General features: G+C 59.9%; 16 protein-coding genes. 7 read left to right on the forward strand and 9 right to left on the reverse strand.

Features of this window, described 5'->3' with window-relative positions:
• The first annotated feature begins 58 nt into the window (after window positions 1-58).
• The 3 genes from betT (at window position 59) to MHX65_RS08385 (ending at window position 5,442) form a co-directional block, all read left to right on the forward strand.
• Window positions 59-2,299: a choline BCCT transporter BetT gene (betT, locus tag MHX65_RS08375; protein ID WP_239269665.1), complete on the forward strand. Its 2,241-nt coding sequence runs from the start codon at window positions 59-61 to the stop codon at window positions 2,297-2,299.
• A 45-nt stretch (window positions 2,300-2,344) separates the two neighbouring features.
• Window positions 2,345-3,922, forward strand: coding sequence for an aldehyde dehydrogenase family protein (locus MHX65_RS08380; protein ID WP_239269666.1), 1,578 nt, complete (start codon window positions 2,345-2,347; stop codon window positions 3,920-3,922).
• Between the two features lie 167 nt (window positions 3,923-4,089).
• Entirely contained in the window at window positions 4,090-5,442 is a 1,353-nt protein-coding gene (locus tag MHX65_RS08385) for a hypothetical protein (protein WP_239269667.1), read from the forward strand.
• A 444-nt stretch (window positions 5,443-5,886) separates the two neighbouring features.
• On the opposite strand, the gene MHX65_RS08390 is transcribed toward MHX65_RS08385, so the two are convergent.
• From MHX65_RS08390 to MHX65_RS08400, 3 genes are read right to left on the reverse strand one after another with little or no spacing between them, the layout of a single operon-like run.
• Entirely contained in the window at window positions 5,887-6,606 is a 720-nt protein-coding gene (locus MHX65_RS08390) for an SDR family oxidoreductase (RefSeq protein ID WP_237792272.1), read from the reverse strand.
• A 34-nt stretch (window positions 6,607-6,640) separates the two neighbouring features.
• The gene (locus MHX65_RS08395) at window positions 6,641-7,183 is read right to left on the reverse strand and encodes an NADPH-dependent FMN reductase (protein WP_239269668.1); all 543 of its coding nucleotides are present in this window, start codon (window positions 7,181-7,183) and stop codon (window positions 6,641-6,643) included.
• A 39-nt stretch (window positions 7,184-7,222) separates the two neighbouring features.
• Window positions 7,223-7,912 (reverse strand): alpha-ketoglutarate-dependent dioxygenase AlkB family protein, encoded by a 690-nt coding sequence (locus tag MHX65_RS08400; RefSeq protein WP_239269669.1) that lies wholly within the window; start codon window positions 7,910-7,912, stop codon window positions 7,223-7,225.
• 45 nt (window positions 7,913-7,957) lie between these two features.
• Here MHX65_RS08400 and MHX65_RS08405 point away from each other — a divergent pair, with 45 nt between their 5' ends.
• The gene (locus tag MHX65_RS08405; protein WP_239269670.1) at window positions 7,958-8,623 is read left to right on the forward strand and encodes a sugar O-acetyltransferase; all 666 of its coding nucleotides are present in this window, start codon (window positions 7,958-7,960) and stop codon (window positions 8,621-8,623) included.
• Entirely contained in the window at window positions 8,624-10,894 is a 2,271-nt protein-coding gene (locus MHX65_RS08410; RefSeq protein ID WP_239269671.1) for an ATP-dependent RNA helicase, read from the forward strand.
• 1 nt (window position 10,895) lies between these two features.
• On the opposite strand, the gene MHX65_RS08415 is transcribed toward MHX65_RS08410, so the two are convergent.
• The gene (locus MHX65_RS08415) at window positions 10,896-11,666 is read right to left on the reverse strand and encodes a TSUP family transporter (RefSeq protein ID WP_239269672.1); all 771 of its coding nucleotides are present in this window, start codon (window positions 11,664-11,666) and stop codon (window positions 10,896-10,898) included.
• A 58-nt stretch (window positions 11,667-11,724) separates the two neighbouring features.
• Here MHX65_RS08415 and MHX65_RS08420 point away from each other — a divergent pair, with 58 nt between their 5' ends.
• Window positions 11,725-12,831 carry an AbrB family transcriptional regulator gene (locus MHX65_RS08420; protein WP_239269673.1) on the forward strand — a complete coding sequence of 369 codons (1,107 nt, stop codon included), beginning with the start codon at window positions 11,725-11,727 and terminating at the stop codon, window positions 12,829-12,831.
• A gap of 9 nt (window positions 12,832-12,840) precedes the next feature.
• On the opposite strand, the gene MHX65_RS08425 is transcribed toward MHX65_RS08420, so the two are convergent.
• Window positions 12,841-14,511 carry a DUF885 domain-containing protein gene (locus MHX65_RS08425; RefSeq protein ID WP_239269674.1) on the reverse strand — a complete coding sequence of 557 codons (1,671 nt, stop codon included), beginning with the start codon at window positions 14,509-14,511 and terminating at the stop codon, window positions 12,841-12,843.
• A gap of 71 nt (window positions 14,512-14,582) precedes the next feature.
• Window positions 14,583-15,152, reverse strand: coding sequence for a TIGR00730 family Rossman fold protein (locus MHX65_RS08430; RefSeq protein ID WP_239269675.1), 570 nt, complete (start codon window positions 15,150-15,152; stop codon window positions 14,583-14,585).
• Between the two features lie 108 nt (window positions 15,153-15,260).
• Here MHX65_RS08430 and MHX65_RS08435 point away from each other — a divergent pair, with 108 nt between their 5' ends.
• Window positions 15,261-16,394, forward strand: coding sequence for an ROK family transcriptional regulator (locus MHX65_RS08435; RefSeq protein WP_239269676.1), 1,134 nt, complete (start codon window positions 15,261-15,263; stop codon window positions 16,392-16,394).
• Here the strand turns inward: MHX65_RS08435 and MHX65_RS08440 are convergent.
• The 3 genes from MHX65_RS08440 to MHX65_RS08450 all read right to left on the reverse strand — a co-directional run bounded on the left by MHX65_RS08440 (window position 16,377) and on the right by MHX65_RS08450 (window position 17,902).
• Window positions 16,377-16,973 carry an HAD-IA family hydrolase gene (locus MHX65_RS08440; protein ID WP_239269677.1) on the reverse strand — a complete coding sequence of 199 codons (597 nt, stop codon included), beginning with the start codon at window positions 16,971-16,973 and terminating at the stop codon, window positions 16,377-16,379. The genes MHX65_RS08435 and MHX65_RS08440 overlap by 18 nt on opposite strands.
• A 12-nt stretch (window positions 16,974-16,985) precedes the next feature.
• Complete coding sequence (locus tag MHX65_RS08445; protein WP_239269678.1) at window positions 16,986-17,339, reverse strand: hypothetical protein; 354 nt, start codon at window positions 17,337-17,339, stop codon at window positions 16,986-16,988.
• Between the two features lie 74 nt (window positions 17,340-17,413).
• Entirely contained in the window at window positions 17,414-17,902 is a 489-nt protein-coding gene (locus MHX65_RS08450) for a ferritin (protein ID WP_023016464.1), read from the reverse strand.
• Window positions 17,903-18,065 lie beyond the last annotated feature (163 nt).

Below are 18,065 nucleotides of genomic sequence, written 5' to 3' on the forward strand. Positions count from 1 at the left end.
TTGCGGGGCAGTCTTGCGAAAGATTCGACACTTAATCGATCAAGACTAGGAGAAGTAGATGGCAAACCGTGGTCCGCACGACCATGAAGAGTCCCACACAGGGGATTCCGACACCTCTCTCGCTCACTCCACTGGGGAAACTCACCCAACTGGGGACAAGGGCCATAAACCGCGCAACCAAGTCCGCGCCATCGTCGGCAGCTACAAGGCCGAAACCGGCGACGATGTCGGCGCAGACGAGGTGGCCGCGCCCAAGCCCAATTGGCCGGTCTTTATCATTTCCGGTGTCCTGATTATCGCCATGGCCCTGTATGCGGGCTTTGGCAAAGAATCCGCGGCGAATACCCTCGCCCGCGTCACCGGATGGATCGGCACGAACCTGGGATGGTTCTACGTCCTGACCGCCACCATCGCCGTGGTCTTCGTCCTCTACATCGCCTTTTCCAATACCGGCAGCATCCGCATGGGCCCGGACCACTCCCGGCCCAAATTCAATACCTTCTCGTGGGTATCCATGCTCTTTGCCGCCGGCATCGGCGTGGACCTCATGTTCTTCGCCGTGGCCGAGCCGGTCACGATGTACATGGACCCGCCGGTGGGCGATGGCGAAACCATGGAGGCCGCAAAAGAAGCCGTGGTCTATGCCATGTTCCACTACGGCCTTACCGGCTGGGCGCTCTATGCGCTAATGGGCATGGCCTTTGGTTACTTCGCCTACCGCCTGAATATGCCGTTGGCTATCCGCTCGGCGCTGTACCCGCTCATCGGCAAGCGCGTGCATGGGCCCATTGGTTCGGCGGTGGACATTGCCGCCATGCTGGGCACCGTCTTTGGCGTTACCGCATCCCTGGGCATCGGCGTGGTGCAGCTGTCCTACGGGTTCCACCTCATCTTCGGCATCGAGCAAGGACTGGGGCTGCAATCAGGGCTCATCATTATCGCGGTCGCCATTGCGACGTTGTCTGCCGTATCCGGTGTGGATAAAGGCATTCGCTTCCTCTCCGAGCTCAATGTCTACCTGGCCATCGCGCTGATGATCTACGTCGTGGTCTTTGGCAAGACCGCCTACCTTTTCGACGCCATCGTCACCAATATCGGTGACTACGTCTCCAAGTTCCCCTCCTGGACGCTGGAGACCTTCGCCTTTGCTGAGGACCAAGCCAGCGTGGATACCTGGATGCAGTCCTGGACCCTCTTCTTCTGGGCCTGGTGGATTGCCTGGGCAACCTTCGTCGGCCTATTCCTGGCCCGCATTTCCCGCGGCCGCACGCTGCGCCAGTTCATCCTGGGCACGCTGACCTTCCCCTTCCTGTTCATCTTGATGTGGATGTCCTTCTTTGGCAATACCGCCCTGGACATGGTGCGCTCCGGTGACTATCCGGAATTTGCAGAAAACGCCATCAACGTTCCGGAGCAGGGTTTCTACGACATGCTCCAGGAATTCCCTGGCTCCGCCATCGTCATCTTCCTGACCACCTTCATCGGCCTGCTGCTGTATATCACCTCGGCCGACTCCGGTGCGCTGGTCATGTCGAACTTCACTTCCCGCATCACGGATAACCGGCAAGATGGCGCCCGGTGGCTGCGCATTTTCTGGTCCATCACCGTCGGCGCGCTCACCTTGGCGTTGCTACAGCTCGATGGCATTGCCACCGTGCAGTCTGCAACCGTGGTCATGGGCCTACCCTTCGCGTTCGTGGTCTACCTCATCATGTTCTCGCTCTGGAAGTCGCTGCGCCTGGAAATCCTCCAGCGTGAGGCCCGGAAAACCGCGTTGCACGGCGCCATCAGCAGCCGCACCGAGCGCGAGCCGAGCGATTCCAACCTGTGGAAGAACCGCCTGGACCGCGCCAATTCCTTCCCCACCAAACAGGACATGGATGACTACCTGCGGGGAACCGCCACCTACGCCCTCGAGCAGGTGGCCACGCAAATGCGCACCCGCGGCTATGACGCCATCTTGCTCACCAGTGAGCTTCCCGATGCCGAATTGCCCCAGCTCGATCTCGAAGTCCGGCTGCACAACGAGCGCCAATTCCGCTACCAGCTCTTCCCTGTTTCCGCGGAGCGCCCGGACTTCTGCGAGGGCGACGGCGAGTACTACCGCCTTGAGGTCTACGACATGACCGGTTCGCTGGGCTATGACGTCTACGGCTACTCCGAAAACCAGATCATCAATAACGTGCTGGACCTGTACGAGCGCCACCTGGCATTCCTCTACATGCAGCAAAGCCAGCCGGGCGATTCCGATGTCTCCGATGGCGCCGAGCCGGAACGCACCTGGCGCGAAGATAGTTAAACTGGCGGGCGATACCGCCGCAATTAGAGAAAGGTTGCTTGCACTTTGAGCACCCAGAACACCTTGTTCGATCCCACGACCACCGAATTGCTCCAGGGCGTGCACTCCGGTGATGCCCCGAAGTCGCTCTTCATCAACGGCCAGTGGGAGGCCGCCCAGGATGGCGAGACCCGCACCATTGTCTGCCCTGCCGATGGCTCTACCGTCGGCGTCGTCTCCGAGGCATCCGAGGCAGATACCCTGCGTGCCATCCAGGTTGCACGTGAAACATTCGATAAGGGCGAGTGGGCCGCAACGCCGTCCGCCGAGCGCGGCAAGATTGTCATCCGCCTGGCGGATTTCATCCGGGAACACAAGGAACTTTTTGCCCAAGCCGAATCCGCGGATACCGGCAAGCGCTACGAGGAATCCCTGGGCGATATGGACGATATTGCCAATGCTTTCGAGTACTTCGGCACCTTGGCCCAGCACCAAGCCGGCCGCGTGGTCGACCCGCAAGATCCCAACCTGCGCTCGCGCATCGACGCCGAGCCGGTGGGCGTCTGCGGCCTGATTACCCCGTGGAACTACCCGCTGCTGCAGGTGTCCTGGAAGGTGGGCCCAGCCCTTGCTGCCGGCAATACCTTCGTGCTCAAGCAGGCGGAGCTGACTCCGCACACCGCCATGCTGCTCATGGCGGCGCTGAAGGAATGCGGCCTGCCGGATGGCGTGGGCAACCTCATCACCGGCGCCGGCGCCAACTGCGGCAATCCGCTCTCCCAGCACCCCGACGTGGACATGGTCTCCTTCACCGGCGGCCTTATCACCGGCAAGCTGATTGCAAAGAACGCGGCAGAGACCGTCAAGCGCACCGCGCTGGAGCTCGGCGGCAAGAACCCGAACGTCATCTTCGCCGATGCCAACTTCGACGTCGCCGTGGATAACGCGCTCAACGGCGCCTTCTTCCACTCCGGCCAGGTCTGCTCCGCTGGCTCGCGCATCGTAGTGGAAGAGTCCCTGCACGATAAATTCGTTGCCGCACTGGTCGAGCGCGCCGAGAAGATCAAGATCGGTGGCCCCACCGATGAGAAGGCCGAGACCGGCCCGCTCATTTCGGCCGATCACCGCGAGAAGGTAGCAGCCTACGTGGACAAGGCCCGCGAACAAGGCGCCAAGATCCTCACCGGCGGCCGCGCCGCCACCAGCGAGGACACCAACGGCCAGCACGGCACCGGCACCACGGATCTGGGCCAGGGCGTGTACTACCTGCCCACGATTATCGATGGCGCTACCCGCGAGATGGACTGCGTCCACGACGAGGCCTTCGGTCCGACCGTGACCATCGAGACCTTCACCACTGAGGAGGAGGCCATCGAGATCGCAAACGACACCGAGTATGGCCTGGCCGGCGCGGTGTACACCTCCGATGCCGGCCGCGCCGAGCGCGTTGCCCGCGCCCTGCGCCACGGCACCATTTGGATCAATGATTTCCACCCGTACCTGCCGCAGGCGGAATGGGGCGGCTACAAGCAGTCCGGTAATGGCCGCGAGCTGGGCCCCACCGGCCTTGCCGAATACCAAGAGCACAAGCACGTGTACCAGAACCTGGCCCCTGCCGCATGGGATCAGTTCGGTCTGCAATAAGGCGCAAAAAATTATAAAGCCTAAGGCCCCTCGCTCATTGATGAGCCTGCGAGGCCTTAAAAACTATTCATTAACCCATTTTGCTGCTGTGTAATTCATCTCGATCACCGCGTTGGCAACTATAATCATGGCCTGTACTTGGCCAAATCTATTTTTTAGGATCTCTAATGAAAGATCTCAGCACCCTCGAATTAGAAATAGAGAACCCCAAAACACGAGCACTCCTCTCCGAAGTTATTAATTGCTATCATGCAGGCGCCCACCGTGCCTCACTAGTTTCGCTGTGGATCACAGTTGCCGTAGACCTTATCCATAAACTTCGATATCTGGCAGATACTGGCGATAATGAAGTGCGCAAGCACTTGGAAGGCTATGACACTGCTATTAGAGATAAAAACGTCACCCGAGCTCAAGAGTTCGAAAGGACACTCCTCAAGAAGTGCGAAGAAGAATTTAATCTTCTAACCCACCGGGAAAGAGAGGAACTCCAAAGGCTTAAGACAGATCGAGATTTGTGCGCTCATCCTGGCTTCATCGAGAATGATAAACTGTTTGAACCCGACGGAGAACTAGTACGCTCTCATATTATCGCCGCACATCGTGCAACATTCTCTCATCCACCGATAGCGGGTAAGGCTCAACTCGAACTATTCAAAAAAGAAATCTTAAGCGACGGTTGGCCCGACGATGAAGACTACTTTGTTGACCGTTTCTACCGGCATTCCACAAAATCGACACAACTGAATCTTTGCAAGCTCTTGATCAAGTGGAGCTTAAAATCCACTGCGGAGCTACCAGAGAAAGATCCGAGGGTAGGTTCACGGGCACGGTCATCAGCTTGTAGCCTGAGCACTGCAGCACCCGGTGATTTCGAAAGAGCTCTTAACAGCGTTCTTGCTAACTGGGAGAAAAGCGGAAAGCTAGATGACGCCACTCTTATTCGTGCTGTCGGGGCATACGGCTCACAGCAGACTTTTTGGGATACTATCCCCGGAACCGCCGAAAAACGTCTATCAACGGTAATCTCCGCAGCTAAAGACTCCGATCTCTTTTCAAAAGGTTACGTAGCTGGCGACCCTCCGCTCAAACAGAAATTTAGGGACCGCAGATCTCAACTAATCGACAATCTGGAAGCAAAGCAACTAGCTACATTACATAATTTAACTTCCGATCGTGAATCTTTAATTCAACGGGCTTTAGTGCTGGTCAGGGAATCTTGCAGTTTTCGTGATGCCGAGGCGAATCTTCGCGCTTTGGAACTTTTTGCTAAAGATTTAAAAAAGGATCATATAGAGACACTATTTCAGGCAATAAAGAACAATAAATACGATCAGGTTCGTCTAGCGGCGAGAACCGAAACAATTCTTATCAGCATCATTAAACAACAAGAAAATATAGATGCGTCACTGGATAATTGGAAGTCAATTGTCAACTGGCTTAGCGAACGTGGCTCAGAAGATTCAAATGATGACTACTTGTACTTAGATCTGTCAAAAGCCCTCAAGGATTTGAGTCACTAGTGACCGAGCATAACAGGCAGAGTAGTTTTGAAGTGAAACTCATCTAAACTCAGAAAACTTCACAAGCTTAATCATCCAAGCTTGGTTCCATGTACTAAGTAAAATTTGAGGCTTCGTAATTTATTTGAAAATCGCGAGCGCTTAATCCGTTTTCGCGATGTTCATCCTCGCATGTCACTCCAAGTCGACGGAACACATCAGCTAAGTAATTTTCGTTGTTCAAATCCTATTTGACTGCTTCTCGTGCAAGTTTGCACTGCTACTTAAACGCTCCAAACCTTTGGTGAACTTTCAAGAAAATTTTCAAAACTCTATAAATATTTGTCGCACAATATCGAGAACTCAGGTTCCTTTTCTCTCTTCTTCTAACTTACTTGTCGTTACAAAGGGATCGTCATTTACACTCCGGAGTATCAAAGGTTCGATGCTCGAAAGCAAGGCAGCCTAGCTTTGCGTGCGCGGCTTGATGGTCATCGTATCCACGTTGACGTGGGCCGGTTGGGCAGCAACCCAGCGGATGGCCTCGGCAATATCCTCTGCCACGAGGTTGAGCTGGCCGTCATACACCTTGGCCGCGCGTTTCTCATCGCCCTTGAAGCGCACCAAGGAAAAGTCCGTGGCCACGCGGCCAGGATCGATCTCGGTAACGCGCACATCGTGGTTTTCTAGGCGCAGCGCGCGAGAAATCACGCGCACGCCGTGCTTCGCGGTGTTATAGCCTGAACCGCCTTCGTACACCGTCCAGCCGGCAATGGAACCGACATTAATAATCAGCCCGGAAAGATCCGGCACCCGCTCTAACTTGGGCATGAGCGCCTGAATCATGCGCACGGTGCCGAGCACGTTGGTCTCGTACATCCACTGCCAGTCCTCAATGGAGGTATCGACAAGCGGCTCCAAGCCCTTGGCACCGCCGGCGTTATTGACCAAAAGATCTACGCGGTCGAGGTGGGAGACGAACTTGGAAACAGAAACATCGGAGGTAACGTCCAGCTCATAGGCCTCGCCACCGATTTCATTGGCAAGCTGCTGCAGGCGGTCTGTGCGGCGAGCTCCCACCACGACGTGCCAACCGTCCTTGGCCAAAGAGCGCGCGGTGGCCTCCCCAATACCAGAGGAGGCACCGGTTACTACTGCTACTTTCTTTTCAGTCATGCACCCCATGCTACGCAGCGCGCAGCACGGTGCAGGGCTTTTTCTACTGGAGTGCGTCCTCGAGCTCAGAAAGCAGGGAATTTGCGCGCTCGTAGGAGTCATCGCTGGGGCGGAATTCGCCGTCGTTCCAATCGGTAAAGATATTAAAGTCCAGCTGGTTGCGCAGCTGTGGCATGGAGAAGTTAGCCACGACATTGCGCCATGCCTCGACCGCGCGCACGCCGCCGACGGAACCATAGCCCACGAAGGCCACCGGCTTGCCCGCCCATTCCGCGCCGAGCGAGTCGTAAGCATTCTTGAACGCACCGGGCACGGAGTGTTTGTACTCCGGGGTCACGAAGACGAAGCCATCGCAGGCATCGACGGCCTTGGACCATTCCTGCACGTTGGCGTCATCGTACTGCTTATTCGCCGCACCCGGAACAACCTCGCTGGTGAGGATGGGGATATTGAACTTCTTGAGCTCCAACAGCTGGTACTCCACGCCATTCTCACGGCCTTGGGCGAGGTCGTTGACCCACTCGCCTACTGCCTGGCCTGCCGCCTTATCGCGGGTGGAACCGATGATGATGCCAATTCGGGACATAAGAAAAACCTCTTTTCTTCAACCTTTATGTAACCCGCCCTAGCCTACCGCGCTCGCCGAAACTTGTCTGATGGTGATATTGATTCTGCCTTCTTGCAGCCCGCATCCCTCCGGCAGCGTGCCATCATTTACCCGCACCACCCCGTGGTAGGCAAAGCGCTTCGGCCCGCCAAAGACCACCAAATCACCCGAGCACAGGGTCACATCGTCCCAGGGCTTGGTGCGATTTTCGGTATGGCCTATGCGGAAGAGGGCCTCATCCCCAATCGAAAGCGAAATCACGGGCGCGGGCGATTCCTCAGAGTCATCTACGTGCATGCCCATCGCCGAGCCGGGCGGATAATAATTCACCAGCGCCATCTCCGGCACGAAGTTATCCACCCATGGTTCCAGCTCCGGGGCAATCTGGGCCGCCTGTCGCAGCGCCGCCGGGGCCAATTCCCGCAGGCTATCCGGTACCGGCGGCACCCGCGTGCCTTCCATATTGTCCACGTACCGGTAGCTGGGATAATGCCAATACCGGCCAAGATGCAGCTGAAATACGCTCATCTGCCCACCCGATTTCAGCCGCGGCTGCACCATCGCCATCGGCGTATGCGCATACGCGCGAGCGATCTCCCGTGTCTCTTCTACCAGGGCCTTTTGCTTGCCGATGCCCACCCATCCCGGCACGTGCCCCACGCCCGGCGCGACGTACGCATTCGGCCGCGGCAGCGAATCAAAAAGCATGCCTCCACCCTAACCGCTAATCGGTTAGGCCACGCGCCCTCTACAATGGCCACCATGGATGAACAGAAGCTGCACGACCTGCAACGCTACGGCACTTGGGAGCGAATGACCGGTGGGCAGTGGCATCTGCCGGGCATGGGGGACATCGATAAGGAGCACCAGCGCACCTTTGGGTTGATTGGGCAGTTCAACGATCTGCACAACACCGATAAGGAGCAGGCGCAGGCAATCTTGCGGGAGATCTTGCCGGAGGAATCACACGTGCCGGGGGCGCACGCGCCGCTGAATATGGAATACGGTTGCAATATCGTCTGTGGGGAAGGCGTCTTCATCAACTTTGGCAGCAGCATATTGGCCCAGGCCAAGGTCACATTCGGGGACCGCGTGCTGATTGGGCCCAATTGCTCGTTTATTACGGTGGGCCACCCCGTTAACGATCACGCGATGCGCGAGGGCGGGTGGGAAATCGCCCACCCCATCACCGTGGGGCGCAATACGTGGTTTGGGGCCAATGCCACCGTCATGCCGGGGGTTACCATTGGTGAAAACTGCGTTATTGGTGCCGGCACGCTGGTGACCAAGGATATCCCGGATAATTCGCTGGTCCTGGGCACGCCCGGCCGCGTGGTGCGCACGCTGGACGGCGATGAGGATTCGTGGGAGCGCAAGGATTTGGACGGCCCCGTGGAAGGTTTTGGGGCCGCCAACTAAATGTTCGATCTCGCCAGCATCGGCGCGGGGCTGCCCGTAGCCGAGACCATCGATTCGCTGCCTCGCACCGGAAACGTCGTCATTCAGGCACCGCCCGGCACGGGTAAAACCACGCTCGTGCCACCAGCACTAGCCAATCATTCCGCAGGGCGCGGCAAGGTCATCGTCACCGCCCCGCGCCGCGTGGCCGTGCGCGCGGCCGCCCAGCGCTTGAGCACCCTCAGCGGCACCCCGGAGAAGGTCGGTTTCGCCATCCGCGGCGAATCCCGCACGGGAAGCGAGGTCGAATTCGTCACCCCGGGCGTGCTGCTGCGCCGCCTGCTAAAGGATCCGGAGCTCGAGGGCGTGGCCGCCGTAGCCATCGATGAGGTCCACGAGCGCCAGCTGGATACGGATCTGGTGCTCGGCATGTGCCTAGAACTGGCCGAGCTGCGCGAGGACTTCCGCGTCATCGCCATGTCCGCCACGGTAGACGCACAGCGCTTTTCCCAGCTCATGGGCGCGCCCGTCCACACCACCGAGGCGGTGACCTATCCCCTGGATATCCAGTACGCGCCGCAGCCGGGGCGCGCGGCGGGATCGCGGGAGTTTTACGGGGGCATCGCCAAGCAAGCGGCCCGCCAACACGAATCCACGCTGGTCTTCGTGCCCGGCGTGCGCGAGGTCAACCTGGTGTGCGAGGAGCTGCAGGGCCATAATGTTTTCCCGCTGCACGGCAAGCAGACCACCGCGGAGCAGGATGCCGCGCTTTATACCGATGAGCAGCGCATTGTGGTGGCGACATCCATCGCAGAGTCTTCGCTGACGGTGCCTGGCGTGCGCGTGGTGGTAGATGCGGGGCTGGCCCGCGTTCCCCGGCGCGATGCGCAGCGCGGTATGTCCGGTTTGGTAACGGTCTCCACGTCGAAGTCGAGCGCGGACCAGCGCGCGGGCCGTGCCGGGCGTGAGGCGCCAGGTACGGTCATTCGTTGCTATTCCCAGGACGATTACCAACACTTTTCCCCGCACACCACTCCGGAGATCCTGTCCGCGGATCTCACGCAGGCTGCGCTGTTTTTGGATTGTTGGGGCGCGGGCCCGGATTTCCCGCTGCTCGATCCGCCGCCCGCCCAGGCCCTTGCGGCCGCGCGCGCCACCCTCGAGCGCATTGGCGCGACGCAGGAGCTCGCCCTCCTGCCCACCGATCCCCGCCTCGGCGCGGCCCTTATCCGGCACGGCAGCCAGGCGGCGCCCACCATCGCCGCGCTTGCCGATGCCCCCACCAATACCACCGATCTCACCCGCCGCCCCGCACCGCAGAAGGAAGTCAAGCGCCTGTCCCGCCTGGTGGAGGATCTCGGCCCCGCAGACCCCGGCGAGGTCGTCGCCACCGCCTATCCCGAGCAGGTGGCCAAGCGCGTGGGTGAAGACTATCTGCTGGCCAGCGGCACTCGCGCCCGGCTGCTGGATAACTCCGGGCTGGCAGGCTCGCCGTGGCTCGCCATCGCGGAGGTCACCCTCTCCAATGCCGGAAACCCCATCATCCGCACCGCCGCGCGCATCGCAGAATCCGCCGCGCTGGATGCCATCGGCGTGACCGAAGAAACTCGCGCCTTCCTGCGTGGGGGCCGCGTGCGCGGGGTCAAGGTCCGGGCGGCCGGGGCGATTGTGTTGTCCGAAACCCCGGTCAAGGTCACTGGCGATGCCGCTGCGCAAGCCCTAGCCGCCGGCATCCGCGAAGAGGGCCTGGGCTTATTTACCTTCAGCGAGAAGGCCCAGAGCTTAAAAGATAGGCTCCGCCACCTGCACGCGCACTACGGCGATCCGTGGCCGGATGTCGATACCGCCGATCCCGCCGAGTGGCTCGGGCCCGAGCTGCACCAGATTGCCGCGGGAACCCCCACCGCCAAGATAGACATGTACCCCGCCCTGCAGCGCCTGCTCCCCTGGCCCGAAGCCACCCGCTTAGACGAGCTCGCACCTCAGCGCCTCCCAGTGCCCTCCGGCCGCGATGCCAAAATCGACTGGTCGGGCGAGCGCCCCGTGGTCCACATCAAGTTGCAGGAGTGCTTCGGCCTGGCCGAATCTCCGGAGTACTGCGGCAACCGCGTGCAATTTCACTTGCTCTCCCCCGCCGGCCGCCCGCTGGCGGTCACCGATGATCTTGCTAGCTTCTGGTCCGGCCCCTACGCCGGGGTGCGCGCCGATATGCGCGGACGCTACCCCAAGCACCCGTGGCCCGAGGATCCGTGGAATGCCATCGCCACCGCGCGGACCAAGAACCGGATGTAGCCTAACCCCACTGCTGCCAGGATAAATAGCAGCTCATGACCACTACCAAGGTAAGCAGGGCATAGCGGATAAACTTCGTCCCGCCGCTGAGCACCGTCCGCGCGCCCACCTGGGCGCCGAGGATATTGGCGGCGGCCAACGCGATACCAAGGGTCCACCACACGTGGCCGCCAAGGATAAAGGTCACCAGCGCGCCAAGGTTCGTGGCGGTATTGACCACCTTGGCCATCGCCGCGGATTTTAAGAAGTTCTGGGAGAAGATAAAGGTAAAGGCCATGATCAGGAACATGCCGGTTCCCGGGCCAAAGATGCCGTCATAAAAGGAGATGGCCGCGACCGCCACAAGCCCCGCCCAGGTGCGCCATCCGCCGCGGATGCCGGGTGACTCGGTGGTGCCGAAGCTCGGCTTAAAGGTCACGAAGACGCCCACCACCACTAACAGCACGATAATGAGCGGGCGCATGATGTCGCTATTTAGATTCGCCGCCACACTCGCGCCCAGCCCGGCGCACACGAGGGCGATGAGGGCGTAGCGAACGAGCTCTCCTGCCGGCGGGCCCACCCTGCGCGCCAAGGTCACGGCCGCCGATGCCGTGCCCGATACCGCCGCGAGCTTGTTGGTGGCCAGCGCCGTTGCCGGTGCCAGCCCCGGCACGACGGCAAGCAATAGCGGAATAAGCACGAGGCCTCCCCCGCCAATGACCGCGTCGATCCAGCCTGCCCCCGCCGCTCCCATAAGGAGCACCGCCCACTGCGCCACGTCGATATCCATGAGGAGATCATAAACCCCGCGGCGGGGAGGTCTAGACTCGATCGAGGACGAGCAGAAGATGGGAGAATACGTGGCTAAACGGCACTGGGGAATAAGCGTAGACACCCACACCATCCTGCGGTGGGGCATCGTCGTCCCCGTCTCCATCCTCTTGGGCTGGCTTTTTAGCATGTGGCACGTGCCGGCCGCGTGGATTTTGGCCGCGATCATCGCCTCTGGAGCCATGGCCCTTATCACCGGCGAAGACCTCAAGGTCAACCGCAAATTTTATGGTCTATCGCGCGGATTCATCGGCATCATGGCCGCGCTGCCGCTAACGGTGGTCTCCTTTGGCCAATTGGTGGGATACCTGCCGGCGGCCATAACCATGTCCTTTGTCACCATCGCGCTGGGCATCTTCTGCGGCGTCATGCTGCACCGCCAGCAGCCACGGGACGTCTCCTCCGAAACCGGCATCCTGTCCATGCTCCCCGGGGGTGCCTCGCTCATGCCCGCGCTTGCCGATGAACTCGGTGCCGACTACCGCTACGTCGCGCTCACCCAATACCTGCGGTTATTGATCGTTTCCGTATCCCTTCCCGCCGTCGTGACCTTCCTCGATACGCCTGCAGGAAGGGGCGGTGACTTAAGGCTGGAGGCGGAAACCACCTGGTGGATCATCGCACTAGTGCTCGTTATCGCGCTGGTCGGCGAAAGCCTTGGCAAATTCCTGCACCTGCCCGCCGCTGCGGTCCTCGGCCCGCTGATCTTGACGGTGCTGGCCTCGTTCTTCCTGCCGGAGGGCCATACGTTAGAGCCGATCTATGCCTTTAAGGTCATCGCCTTTTTATCCATCGGTTGGGTCTGCGGCGGCGGGCTGTCTCTCCCATCGCTCAAGGCCTTTGCTAAGCAGCTTCCCGCGACGATTCTTTTTATCGCCGCGGTCCTCGGCCTGTGTGCGGCCACGGCGTGGCCGCTGATGCACTGGCTCAATATCAGCTACTTCGAGGCCTACCTAGCTACTAGCCCCGGCGCGCTAGAGACCGTGCTCGCGCTCTCCGCGGAAGGCGGGGCTGGCCCCGTGGTTATCGCGGTGCAGCTTACCCGCCTCATCGCGGTGCTGGTCATTGCGGGGTACCTGCCGCAGCTCATTAGGGCCGTCGGCAAGTTTGCTAAAAGGCGCTAGCCGGCGCGTTTAGTTATTTAGCACGGCCTCGCGCAGCACCGACATGGGCACCGAGCCAAGAGCCAAGGCCTCGGAGTGGAATTCGCGGGCGCTCATGTCCTGCTCCTCGGCGGCGGCGCGGGTTTCTTGCCACAGGCGCTGGCCCAAGGCATAGGACGGGGCCTGGCCCGGCCAACCCAGGTAGCGGTTGACCTCAAAGTTGAGGTTCGCATCATCCATGGCGGTGTTTTCGCGCATGTAGGTCTTCACGTGGGCCTTATCCCACGCGCCGGATACGGTGCAGTCCGGTAGCTTCTTGCCCAGGTGCAATCCGATGTCCACCACGACGCGGGCCGCGCGCAGGCGCTGGGCATCGAGCAGCCCCATCCGCACGCCAGGATCGTCCATGTAACCCAGCTCGGCCATGAGCTGCTCGGCGTATAGGGCCCAGCCCTCGCCGTGGCCGGAGTTCCAGGTCACCGCGCGGCGCCACAGGTTCAGATCCTCTTGTACCAGGGCAGAACCCAGCTGCAGGTGGTGGCCCGGTACGCCCTCATGGTGCACGGTGGTCAGCTCCTGCCAGGTGTGGAAGGTGTCTTGGCCCTCCGGCACGGACCACCACATGCGGCCCGGGCGCGAGAAGTCATCGCTCGGCGGGGTGTAGAAGATGCCACCGGTACCCGCTGGGTCGATGCGGCACTCGATCTCTTCGACTTCTTCCGGAATGTCGAATTCCTTGCCGTTGAGCTCGGCGATGACCGCATCGGCCTTGCTCTGTATCCACTCCACCAAGGCATCAGTACCGCGCAGGGTATAGCGCTCCTCGTGGTTCAGCTTGCGCATGGCAGAGCGCACCGAGCACTCCGGGCCATAAAGCTCGTGCGCGATCTTTTCCTGTTCCCCGCGCAGGTAGCGCACCTGGTCAAGGCCCCATTCATAGGCCTCGTCCAAGTCCACGGAATCGCCAACGAAAAGCTTGGAAAAGCGCTCGTAGCGCTCGCGGCCCACCGCGTCCTTATTAGAGGACTGCGGCTGCAGATCATTAGACAGCCAATCCGAGAACTCGCCAAAGGCCTCCTTGGCATTCTTCACCTCGGCGGAGTCGGGGGCGAGGCCGAGGCCCTCGAGCATGGAATCGGCATCGGCAAGCCGCTCGCACTGCACAATGACCTCAGAGATCTGGCGGTGCGGTGCCACCATGCCGTGGGAGGCCGCTTCCTTCAGGGACTCGCGGTAGCCATCGAGGGAGCCCTTGACCTTGGACAGACGGGAGCGAATGGCCTCGCGGTCCTCCTGGGTCTCCTGCGGCATAAGCAGCAGGGAATCCCGGATGGTCTGCACGGGCGAGGCAATATTATTAAGGCTGCGAATATCCTCGCCGTGGTGGTGCAAATCCAGATCTAAGCAGAGACGATCCCGCAAGACGGCGGCGGTGACATAATCCACGTCATCAAAGTCATCCTCATCATCGGATTCATCGGTGGTGTCATCCAAGGCATCCAGATCCGCAACCATATCGCGGGTGCGATCAGCGACAGCCTCAAAATAATCGGGGGAAAAATCCTGCAATTCGCCTTCAAAACCGTCAATGCCCCACGCGGTTGCATCTGTTGGGGATAGTTCGGCTAGGTCGTGAACGAAGTTATCGCACGAAGCGTCCAGTAGAGAGGGCTGGCGCTTAGCGGTCTGCTCAGAACTCATAAGAGGGAAGTCTAACCCTTTATCTTGTTGATAGGCCACCCAGCCCCACCCAAATGTTGCAAACTTGTTAGCTAATCGTTGTTCCACTTCGTGCCTGGGTAGTGCCACTGGGCAAAACCATCCAGCACGGCCGCGGGATTTTCCTCTATGAACAGCGCTTTTACAAAGCGGGGCAGGATGAAGCCCGCCTCGGCCATGGCGGCATACATGTCATAAAAGGGCTGCCAAAAGCCCTCCACGTCAACCAAGCCAACGGGCCCGCGAATGCTGCCCAGCTGTTGTTGGGTCAGTACCTCTGTTACTTCCTCCAACGTGCCCACGCCGCCGGGCAAACAGATAAAGGCGTCCGCCAGCTGCTCCATCCGGGTTTTCCGCTCGGCCATAGAATCCACTACCTCGAGGCGGGTCAAACCTGGATGGGAAATCTCTAAATCCACCAAGGATTGCGGCATGACGCCAGTGACGGTGCCGCCAGCCTGCAGGCAGGAATTGGCCACCTCGCGCATGAGGCCGATATTTCCGCCGCCATAGACCAAGTTCAGCCCGCGACGGGCAAGCTCGCCGCCCAAGTGTTGTGCCGCTGCGCTATAGGCGGGCGAATTGCCCACGGCAGAGCCGCAATAAACCGCTACTGATCTCATGCGCCCCAGCATAGGGAATTTTTGGCCTACCTCCACCTTTAGACCATTCGGTACATACACCTATGAATAGATTAGACAAAGCAGTCTGTGACACATATACTTTCTTTCATGATCAAACCTGGCCCCGTGTTCACCCGCCCCCGTACACCGGCTGCTAAGTGCCTTCACCTGGTGCGCCTGAACCCGATCATTACCCGTAGTGAGCTGGTAGAAGCCACCGGACTCTCCCAGCCCACCATTACCCGCGCTACCACCGCGCTCCTCAACGCAGGACTCATCCAAGAGCGCACCGACCTCACCCAATCCCAGGGCCGAGGCCGCCCTACGGTCCCCCTCGAGGCCGCGGATAATAACTGGGTGCTCGGCGGCATCGCCGTCGGCACCTCCGAGACCTATATCGGCCTCTATGACATCAAGGGCCGCACCATTTCGGAGGAAGAGATTGCCACTCCTGTCGCCCGCCTGACGGAGGAAGACTTTCTTGAACACATCATGGCCGGCATCAACCGCATGATGACGGGCCTGGATCGCCGCCTCGTGGCCTTGGGGATTACCACCTCGGGCACTGTGGACGAAGAGGGCCTGGTCACGGCGGATAATCTGGGATGGCACGGCGTGGATATCGCGGAGCGCTTGCGCTTCCAATTTAGCGTTCCCGTGGTGGTTACCTCCGCCATTTCCGCCATTTTGGGCTCGGAGACGCAGGCCGCCGAGATTGGTACGAACGAGCGCGTGCTCCTGCTCTTCGCGGATGATTCTTTAGGATCGGCGCTATCCGCCGATGACGAGGTAAATTCCATCATCCCACTGCCACAAACCCGCTCTGACCTACTGGGGCACGGCGCTTCCGAACACCTCTTGGCCACCCAGTCCATCCTGGAGGCCGTGCGCCGGCACGGCATCGAGGTCAACACCCTGCCCGAGGTCGCGACCATCGCCGAATCCAATTCAGCCGTGCGCGCCATTTTGGATGAGCGCGCCCGCCAGCTGGGCCAGATTACGGCGGAGATGGTCCGCGAATACTCGCCGAAAACCGTGGTCATTGCCGGCGGGGCCTTTACCGGCGATTCCCGCGCGCCCCAGCTTTTTGCCTCCACCGTCCGCGATTCCACCTCGGATGAACTGGAACTGCGCATGATCCCAAGCCACAAAGAAATCGTGCGCGCCGTCGCCCGTACCGTGGCTACCGATCAGCTATTGCGCGAACCATTGGAGCTGGGCCGCTCACTCCAGACCGCGTAAAACCTCGCGCGCGGAGTCGATCCCGGTAAACAGGTGGGCTTGCAACCCGCAATAAGTGGCGCCCTCGATGTAGTCGATGCGGTCATCGAAAAAATGCGTGTCCTTGGGCTGCGCCGCTAGCGCGTCTACCGCCACTCGGTAGGCCTCTGGGTGCGGCTTGGCCACCCCGATATCGCAGCTCAACGTTACCGCCGCGCACTCTGCCAACCACGGGTGCTGCGCGCGCACCTGTTTCGCCAAGGTCGTGGGGATATTGGATAAAATCCCCACGCTAAAGCCCTCCCCGATGAGCCCTCTGACCAGCGCTACCACCTCTGGGTCCGCCTCAAGCAGGTACTGGTTCTCGCAGGCCACGGCCCCAGCGCAGTCAATGGGCCCCATTCCCGCGCGGGCGGCTATCTCATTCCAGTAGTGACTATCACTAAAAATTCCGGCATCGTAATCCGGCCGGAAATAGTTATAGGCCTCCCAGAAGGCCTCCGGGTTCGCAGGCTCGAGGAAGCGCTCTAGTTCAGCGTGCGCTTCCGGCGTGGCGGGGCGCAGCAGCACGCCGTATAGATCAAACAGCAACTTCGGCATAATGCGTCCAGTTTATGCGCGCCTAGTAGCTTGGGTCTGCACGGCCACAATCCCTACCGCGGTGCCGGCGATAAAAATCACCAGCGCCAGCGTCGCCTGCGCCATCGGCAAAACGATGAGCACGGCCAGCGAAGCCAAAATCAGCATTCCACTCAGGGAATATAGGGAGCGGTTGACCAGCCCGCGCTTACCGATGACCCCACACGCCAGCATCACCACCCCCGCAAACGGGCTCAGCATAAGCGCTGCGGTGGTCAAAAAGATGCCGAGGGTGACGTGGCTTGAGATGACCGCAGCCCCAATGATGAGGCTTAATGCCAATACCGCCAGGGTGGCGGAGAGGGTTGTTTTGAGGTGTCCAGACATACGTCAATCCTCCCACAGCAGCGCAGTGCCATGGGAGGATTGATTTAAATCTTGATGTGTTTGTTATTCACAACTTAGGAGTTGCGGTTAGCCAAACGGGAATCGATGCGCAGCAGGCCAGCGCCATCGTTGCCCACCAGCTTGATCTGGTCGATGATCTCAGAAACGGTGTCCTCTTCCTCGATCTGCTCAGCCAAGAACCAGTCAATGAGCTGACGGGAGTCCAGGTCCTGGATGTCAAGGGCAACGCGGGCGATCTCGCGGATCTGCTCGGAGACCTTCTGCTCGTGTGCCAAGGAAGCCTCGAACGCATCCAGCGGGGTGGCAGCCTTGATGGAGCCAACCGGGATATCGTTGAGCTCTACGCGGTAGCCGCGTGCCAAGAGGTGATCCGCAAGCTTCTGTGCGTGAACGCGCTCTTCGCCAGCCTGAGCCATGAACCAATCGCGCATGCCCGGGAAGGACAGGTTGTCCATCTCGTAGGCCAGCTGGGTGTAGACCATAGCGGCGCCGTGCTCGTTAATGACCTGATTGTTTAGCAGGGTTTGCAGCTTCTCATCCATTGCTAAATCCTTTCTGTAGGAATCAATTAATTGGTTGTAGGCACTACAATACCCAAATAAAATCTCCCGTCTAGCAAGGCATGCTTAATCAAACCCGCACCTCAGGGGCATTTTTCAGATTGGATCACCTAAGTTAGTTAAGACAAAGCTGCTCCACGGCCCG

The organism is Corynebacterium sp. ACRPS (assembly GCF_022346005.1).
Classification (GTDB): Bacteria; Actinomycetota; Actinomycetes; order Mycobacteriales; family Mycobacteriaceae; genus Corynebacterium.

Bases quoted from the DNA above. Each gene is read 5' to 3' on its own strand.
- betT (WP_239269665.1), top strand. From the start codon at position 59: ATGGCAAACCGTGGTCCGCACGACCATGAAGAGTCCCACACAGGGGAT.
- MHX65_RS08385 (WP_239269667.1), top strand. From the start codon at position 4,090: ATGAAAGATCTCAGCACCCTCGAATTAGAAATAGAGAACCCCAAAACA.
- MHX65_RS08390 (WP_237792272.1), bottom strand. From the start codon at position 6,606: ATGGGGTGCATGACTGAAAAGAAAGTAGCAGTAGTAACCGGTGCCTCC.
- MHX65_RS08395 (WP_239269668.1), bottom strand. From the start codon at position 7,183: ATGTCCCGAATTGGCATCATCATCGGTTCCACCCGCGATAAGGCGGCA.
- MHX65_RS08400 (WP_239269669.1), bottom strand. From the start codon at position 7,912: ATGCTTTTTGATTCGCTGCCGCGGCCGAATGCGTACGTCGCGCCGGGC.
- MHX65_RS08405 (WP_239269670.1), top strand. From the start codon at position 7,958: ATGGCCACCATGGATGAACAGAAGCTGCACGACCTGCAACGCTACGGC.
- MHX65_RS08410 (WP_239269671.1), top strand. From the start codon at position 8,624: ATGTTCGATCTCGCCAGCATCGGCGCGGGGCTGCCCGTAGCCGAGACC.
- MHX65_RS08415 (WP_239269672.1), bottom strand. From the start codon at position 11,666: ATGGATATCGACGTGGCGCAGTGGGCGGTGCTCCTTATGGGAGCGGCG.
- MHX65_RS08420 (WP_239269673.1), top strand. From the start codon at position 11,725: ATGGGAGAATACGTGGCTAAACGGCACTGGGGAATAAGCGTAGACACC.
- MHX65_RS08425 (WP_239269674.1), bottom strand. From the start codon at position 14,511: ATGAGTTCTGAGCAGACCGCTAAGCGCCAGCCCTCTCTACTGGACGCT.
- MHX65_RS08430 (WP_239269675.1), bottom strand. From the start codon at position 15,152: ATGAGATCAGTAGCGGTTTATTGCGGCTCTGCCGTGGGCAATTCGCCC.
- MHX65_RS08435 (WP_239269676.1), top strand. From the start codon at position 15,261: ATGATCAAACCTGGCCCCGTGTTCACCCGCCCCCGTACACCGGCTGCT.
- MHX65_RS08440 (WP_239269677.1), bottom strand. From the start codon at position 16,973: ATGCCGAAGTTGCTGTTTGATCTATACGGCGTGCTGCTGCGCCCCGCC.
- MHX65_RS08445 (WP_239269678.1), bottom strand. From the start codon at position 17,339: ATGTCTGGACACCTCAAAACAACCCTCTCCGCCACCCTGGCGGTATTG.
- MHX65_RS08450 (WP_023016464.1), bottom strand. From the start codon at position 17,902: ATGGATGAGAAGCTGCAAACCCTGCTAAACAATCAGGTCATTAACGAG.